This window comes from Mesorhizobium sp. M4A.F.Ca.ET.050.02.1.1 (assembly GCF_003997725.1).
GTDB lineage: Bacteria > Pseudomonadota > Alphaproteobacteria > Rhizobiales > Rhizobiaceae > Mesorhizobium.
On the sequence record NZ_RZSG01000903.1, the window covers coordinates 1 to 2232 of the forward strand.

The 2232-nt window shown below is 58.5% G+C and carries 4 protein-coding genes; all 4 read left to right on the plus strand.

Annotated features, from left to right (window positions below; translation table 11 throughout):
• Positions 1-838, plus strand: an 838-nt coding sequence (locus tag EOA33_RS32910; protein WP_127407518.1) for a glycosyltransferase family 2 protein, incomplete at its 5' end; no start/stop codon positions are given.
• On the plus strand, positions 835-1239 hold the full coding sequence (locus EOA33_RS32915) for a GtrA family protein (protein ID WP_189347737.1): 405 nt from the start codon (positions 835-837) through the stop codon (positions 1237-1239). The genes EOA33_RS32910 and EOA33_RS32915, both read left to right, overlap by 4 nt.
• Positions 1240-1244: 5 nt before the next feature.
• Positions 1245-1961 carry a methyltransferase domain-containing protein gene (locus EOA33_RS32920; RefSeq protein ID WP_126055939.1) on the plus strand — a complete coding sequence of 239 codons (717 nt, stop codon included), beginning with the start codon at positions 1245-1247 and terminating at the stop codon, positions 1959-1961.
• Between the two features lie 12 nt (positions 1962-1973).
• Positions 1974-2232: hypothetical protein (locus EOA33_RS32925; RefSeq protein WP_210212639.1), on the plus strand; the 259-nt coding region annotated here is incomplete at its 3' end.

Genomic DNA, 2232 nt, shown 5'->3' on the forward strand with positions numbered 1-2232 from the left:
GCCAAACGCCCGCATCTATGTCTACGACAACAACTCGATCGACGACACGGCAGCGGTAGCCGCGTCCGCCGGCGCGATCGTTCGCAGCGAGCGCCGGCAAGGCAAGGGCAACGTGGTGCGGCGAATGTTTTCCGATATTGACGCCGACGCCTATCTTATCGTCGATGGCGATGCGACATACGATGCTTCCGAGGCGCCTGCCATGATCCGCGAGCTCCTGTCCGGGCCATACGACAAGGTGAACGGGGTGCGCATTCATGCCAGCAAGCAGGCATATAGACCGGGCCACCTGATCGGAAACCGTCTGCTTACATCGCTTGTTTCGCTGTTCTTCGGCGACCAAAGTCGAGACATGCTGTCCGGCTACAAGGCTCTGTCACGCCGGTTTGTAAAGACCTTTCCGGCGGTAAGCGCAGGCTTTGAGATCGAGACCGAACTCCTCATACATGCGCTGGAACTCGGAGTTCCCATGAGCGAGGTCGAAACGCACTACAAGGAGCGGCCTGCGGGCTCGCTGAGCAAACTGGCGACCTACAAAGACGGCTTTCGCATCCTGTGGGTGATTTTCCACCTGATCCGCGACCTGCTGCCGCTTCCGTTTTTCCTGTCGATCGCCGCGGTTCTGGCGCTGATAGCAATCGGATTCGGCACACCCGTTTTCCTCAACTATCTCTCCACTGGATTGGTGCCTCGTTTCCCGACCTTGATAGCCGTATCGGCGGCAATGATCCTCGCATTCCTTTCGGTGTTCGCCGGCCTCATTCTCGATAGCGTCGCGCGCGGCCGCAAGGAGGCGAAGCTGCTTGCCTATCTATCCTACCGATCGGTGCAGCGGTGAGCGTGACGAGCGCGAAAATAGCGCGCTTCCTCTTTGCCGGAGGCATTGGGTTCGTCACTGACGCGGCCGTGTTCTTCGGCTTCGTGTACGGTTTTGGCGGCTCGATTATCGCCGCCCGCGTGCTAGCAAGCCTGGTCGCGATGACGGTAACCTGGGCCCTCAACCGGAGCATGACTTTCATTGACGGCCGCATGCAAAACAGAACTGCCGAGTACGGCAAATATCTGATTGCATCCTTCGTCGGGATGGGTGCGAACCTCATCGTGTTGAACGAGGCCAGTAAGATTGACGCCAATTTCTACCATGTGCCCGCGTATCTCCTCGGCGCGATTGCAGGCCTCGTCGTCAACTACGCTCTGTACGACCGAATGGTTTTCAACGGCCATCGAAGCCTGGGGTGATGGAAATGGCCGCTGATCAGGATCGGGCGCCCCGAGACGAGAATATCGACTCCGTCTTTTATCGCGACGGGGCATCGAATTCGTTTGCGATGCGCCTGCTCAAGACCGCCAGGCGGAACATGTTCAATCTGTTCATTGAACAGATGCGCCCCTCCCCGCAAACGACCGTTCTCGATATCGGCGTTTCCGACGACGAGAATGAAGGCGCCAATTTCCTCGAAAAGTCCTACCCGTGGCCAGAAAAAGTGACTTGCGCCGGGATCGGAACCGGCGAGCAGGTCAAGGCACGTTACCCCTCCGCCACCTTCCGGCAAATCATTCCCAACGAGCCGCTGCCTTTTGCCGACAAGTCATTCGACATAGCGACGTCCAACGCGGTGCTGGAGCATGTTGGAGGAGTGCAAGAGCGCAGGCAATTCATCCTGGAGCACCTGCGGGTTGCCCGCTCCGTCTTCATCACCGTCCCCAACCGCTGGTTCCCGGTCGAACATCACACCGGATTGCCGCTTCTGCATTATTCGCCATCCGCATTCCGCGCGCTGCTCGGCAAATCATCGATGGGTTATTGGACCAAGCCGGAGAACATGGATTTTCTCAGCCGCGACCTGATCGGGCGAGAATGGCCGGGAGCCAAGGCGCCGCGCATCTGGATGACGGGGATCAAGCTCGGTCCCTTCAGTTCGAACATCGCCATCGTTGCCGGCGATCATGCTCAGACCTAGCCGGTACATTCCATGCGCGGATCTTCAGTCCTGAGACTGGTCAACGCATGGGCGTTGCCATTGGCGCTCGTCGTCCTGTTTTGCCTCTATCAGTACAGATATTTGACCTATCCCTCCGTTCCCGGCAACAATGCGCAATATCCGCTGGGCTGGTGGGGATGGATTGACCAGGGTCTCTACTGGAAGTCCGCGAAGGCCTTCGCCGTCCTCGATCTCAGGCCCGCATCGCATTTCTATCCGCCGCTTTATCCCCTCTTCGGCGCGCTCTTTC

Bases quoted from the DNA above. Each gene is read 5' to 3' on its own strand.
- EOA33_RS32920 (WP_126055939.1), top strand. From the start codon at position 1,245: ATGGCCGCTGATCAGGATCGGGCGCCCCGAGACGAGAATATCGACTCC.